This is a genomic window from Streptomyces fuscigenes (assembly GCF_021556455.1).
Classification (GTDB): domain Bacteria; phylum Actinomycetota; class Actinomycetes; order Streptomycetales; family Streptomycetaceae; genus Streptomyces; species Streptomyces fuscigenes.
Window position 1 is genome coordinate 1 of sequence record NZ_JAKGCV010000517.1, and the last position, 3,547, is coordinate 3,547.

Genomic DNA, 3,547 nt, shown 5'->3' on the forward strand with positions numbered 1-3,547 from the left:
CCCCCGCCGGCGACCGCCAGGGCCCGCACGACCCGCCCTCCGGGCCGGGAAGCGGTCCACCCACCCACCAAGGAGTCACGGATGCCCGAACCCGGGCCCCTCCCCCTCCCGTCGAGCCCGCCCACCGTCGCGGCGCTCCTCGGCGCGCGCGCCCGGACCGCCCCGGCGGCACGCAACGCCCCGACCGGCGGCATCGTCTCGCAGCCCTCGCAGGGCGACACGGGCACTCCGCCGGCCCCGCACCCGTTCCTGGACCGCCTGCTCGGCGGCCCGAGCGGACTGGGCACCGCCAGCCTGCACTTCGCTCCGCGCGGGGGCACCGCCCCGCCCGCCGAGCCCGAGACGCCCCCGGCGTCGGCGCCGTCGCGCGAGCACGAGCACGAAGTCCCGGTGCCGGACGGCGAGCGGCCGCTCCCGGCGGCCGGGGCCGTCCCGGCGGACGAGGGAGTCCCCGTTCCGGGCCTGTACCACCACCCGATCGTGCCTCCCGACCCGGCGCGGGTGGCCGAGGTCAGCCGGCGCATCAAGGAATGGGCGGTCGACGAGGTCCAGGCGTTCCCGCCCGAGTGGGAGGACCAGTTCGACGGTTTCTCCGTCGGCCGCTACATGGTCGCCTGCCACCCGGACGCGCCCACGGTCGAGCACGTCATGGTGGCCACGCGGCTGATGGTCGCCGAGAACGCGGTCGACGACTGCTACTGCGAGGACCACGGCGGCTCGCCCATCGGCCTGGGCAGCCGGCTCCTGCTCGCACACACCGCGCTCGACCCGCTGCACACCACCTTGGAGTACGGGCCCCGGTGGGCGGAGTCGCTCGGCTCCGACGCGCCGCGCAGGGCGTACCGCTCCGCCATGGAGTACTTCAGGGCCCAGGCGACGCCCTCCCAGGCCGACCGCTACCGGCACGACATGGCCCGGCTGCACCTGGGCTACCTCGCGGAGGCTGCCTGGGCGCAGGCCGACGAGGTGCCGGAGGTCTGGGAGTACCTGGCGATGCGGCAGTTCAACAACTTCCGCCCCTGCCCGACCATCACGGACACCGTGGGCGGCTACGAGCTGCCCGCCGACCTGCACGCGCAGCCGTCGATGCAGCGCGTCATCGCGCTCGCGAGCAACGCCACCACGATCGTCAACGACCTGTACTCGTACACCAAGGAACTCAAGAGCCCGGGGCGGCACTTGAACCTGCCGGTGGTCATCGGGGAGCGCGAGGAGGCCGACGAACGCGACGCGTATCTCAAGGCGGTCGAGGTCCACAACGAACTCATGCACACCTTCGAGGCCGAGGCGGCGGCCCTGGCCGCCGCGTGCCCCGTCCCGGCGGTAGTGCGCTTCCTGCGCGGAGTGGCCGCCTGGGTCGACGGCAACCACTACTGGCACCAGACCAACACCTACCGATACACCCTGCCCGATTTCTGGTAAGGAGCACACTGCACAGTGACCAGCACCGACATCACCACCCCGTTCATCCCGGCTCCGGCGTCGCCCTACCAGGGCGACATCGCCCGCTACTGGGACCAGGAGGCCAGGCCGGTGAACCTGCGCCTCGGCGACGTGGACGGGCTCTACCACCACCACTACGGCATCGGTGACGTCGACCGCACCGCCCTCGGCGACCCGAAGGACGAGGGGTACGAGAAGCGGCTGATCGCCGAACTGCACCGGTTGGAGTCGGCGCAGACCGACGTCCTGCTGGACAACCTGGGCGGCATCGGAGCCGACGACACGCTCGTGGACGCCGGCTGCGGCCGCGGCGGCTCGCTGGTGATGGCGAACCAGCGCTTCGGCTGCCGGGCCGAGGGCGTCACCCTGTCGGCCAAGCAGGCCGAGTTCGCGAACCGCCGGGCCGGTGAACTCGGCATCGCCGACCGCGTCCGGGCCCGCGTGTGCAACATGCTGAACATGCCCTTCGAGACCGGGCAGGCCGCGGCGTCCTGGAACAACGAGTCGAGCATGTACGTCGACCTGGAGGACCTCTTCGCCGAGCACTCGCGCATCCTGTCGGTCGGCGGCCGGTACGTGACCATCACGGGCTGCTGGAACCCGCGTTACGGCCAGCCGTCGAAGTGGGTGTCCCAGATCAACGCGCACTTCGAGTGCAACATCCACTCCCGCCGCGAGTACCTGCGGGCCATGGCCGACAACCGCCTCGTACCGCAGGCCGTCGTCGACCTGACCCCCGCGACGCTGCCCTACTGGGAGCTTCGGGCCACGTCCTCGCTGGTCACCGGGATCGAGGAGGCGTTCATCAACTCGTACAAGGACGGCTCCTTCCAGTACGTGCTGATCGCGGCCGACCGCGTCTGACCGAGCCCCCGTGAGGCCCGGACCCGTCCCCAGCCGACGGGTCCGGGTCTCACGTCGTACCGGGCCCGGCGGGTCGCGGGGGTCGGTCGAGGGAACGAACTGAACTTTCGGGCGGCGGCACACGTACTCGGGAGGAGAGGGTGGCGGGGCGGACGACCGTCCTGCCCGGGAGTACCCGGACGCGGCAACCGGCACGTCCGCGAAGGAGGCTAGGGTGTCGAAACCACTCGACCGGCTCGCCGGGCGACGGTCGTGCGTGTCCGGATGACTAGGGAGAACCGCCGCGATGCACCAGCAGGACTCAGCCGTTCCCGACGCGGGATCAGGCCGGCTGATCGCTGATCGCTACCGCCTGCTGTCCGCGCTCGGGGAGGGCGGCATGGGGACGGTGTGGCGCGCCCTCGACGAGAGCCTGCAGCGCGAGGTCGCCGTCAAGGAGGTGCGCGCGCCGGCGGAACTGCCGGCCGCCAAGGTCGAGCTGATGTACACCCGGTTGCAGCGCGAGGCCTGGGCCGCCGCCCGGGTCACCGCACCCAATGTGATCACCGTGCACGACGTGGTCACCGACGGGGGCCGCCCCTGGATCGTCATGGAGCTCGTCCAGGGCGGTTCGCTCGCGGATCTGCTCAAGTCCCGGGGGACGCTCCTGCCGCGGGAGGCGGCGCGCATCGGCGCCGAGGTCGTGGACGCGCTGCGGGCCGCGCACACCGCGGGCGTGCTGCACCGGGACGTGAAGCCCGCCAACGTGCTGCTGTCGGACGACGGCAGGGTGGTCCTCAGCGACTTCGGCATCGCCGTGATCGAAGGGGACACGGCGCTGACGATGACCGGCGAACTGGTGGGCTCCCCCGAATTCCTCGCCCCCGAGCGAGCGTTGGGCCGGACCCCGGGCCCCGCCTCGGACCTGTGGTCCCTGGGGGTGCTCCTCTACGCCGCCGTGCAGGGCCGCGGGCCGTTCCGCAAGACCGGCGCCCTGGCCACGCTGCGTGCCGTCGTCGACGAGGATCCGCCCTTCCCCGATCGGGCCGGCCCGCTGGCCGCCGTCCTGGAGGGCCTGCTGCGCAAGGAGCCCGCCGAGCGGATGTCCGCGGAGGAGGCGGCACGGGGGCTCCGGCTCGTGGTGCGGGACGCGGAGTCCGGCCCGGGCGGCGCGCCCGCCGACCCCCGCGTGCCGCACGGCGAGGAGCTGCCCACCGCCGCCTCCGCCACGGCGTCCGGCACCTGGGCGCTCACGGCCGCC

Annotated in this window: 3 protein-coding genes; all 3 read left to right on the forward strand. The window is 73.0% G+C overall.

The genetic code is table 11. From position 1 onward, the window contains the following. Positions 1–81: 81 nt before the first annotated feature. Positions 82–1,422, forward strand: coding sequence for a family 2 encapsulin nanocompartment cargo protein terpene cyclase (locus L1885_RS25575; RefSeq protein ID WP_235799535.1), 1,341 nt, complete (start codon positions 82–84; stop codon positions 1,420–1,422). Between the two features lie 15 nt (positions 1,423–1,437). Then, the gene (locus L1885_RS25580; RefSeq protein WP_235799536.1) at positions 1,438–2,307 is read left to right on the forward strand and encodes a geranyl diphosphate 2-C-methyltransferase; all 870 of its coding nucleotides are present in this window, start codon (positions 1,438–1,440) and stop codon (positions 2,305–2,307) included. Positions 2,308–2,593: 286 nt separating this feature from the next. Continuing rightward, on the forward strand, positions 2,594–3,547 hold a 954-nt coding region (locus L1885_RS25585), incomplete at its 3' end, for a serine/threonine-protein kinase (RefSeq protein ID WP_235799537.1).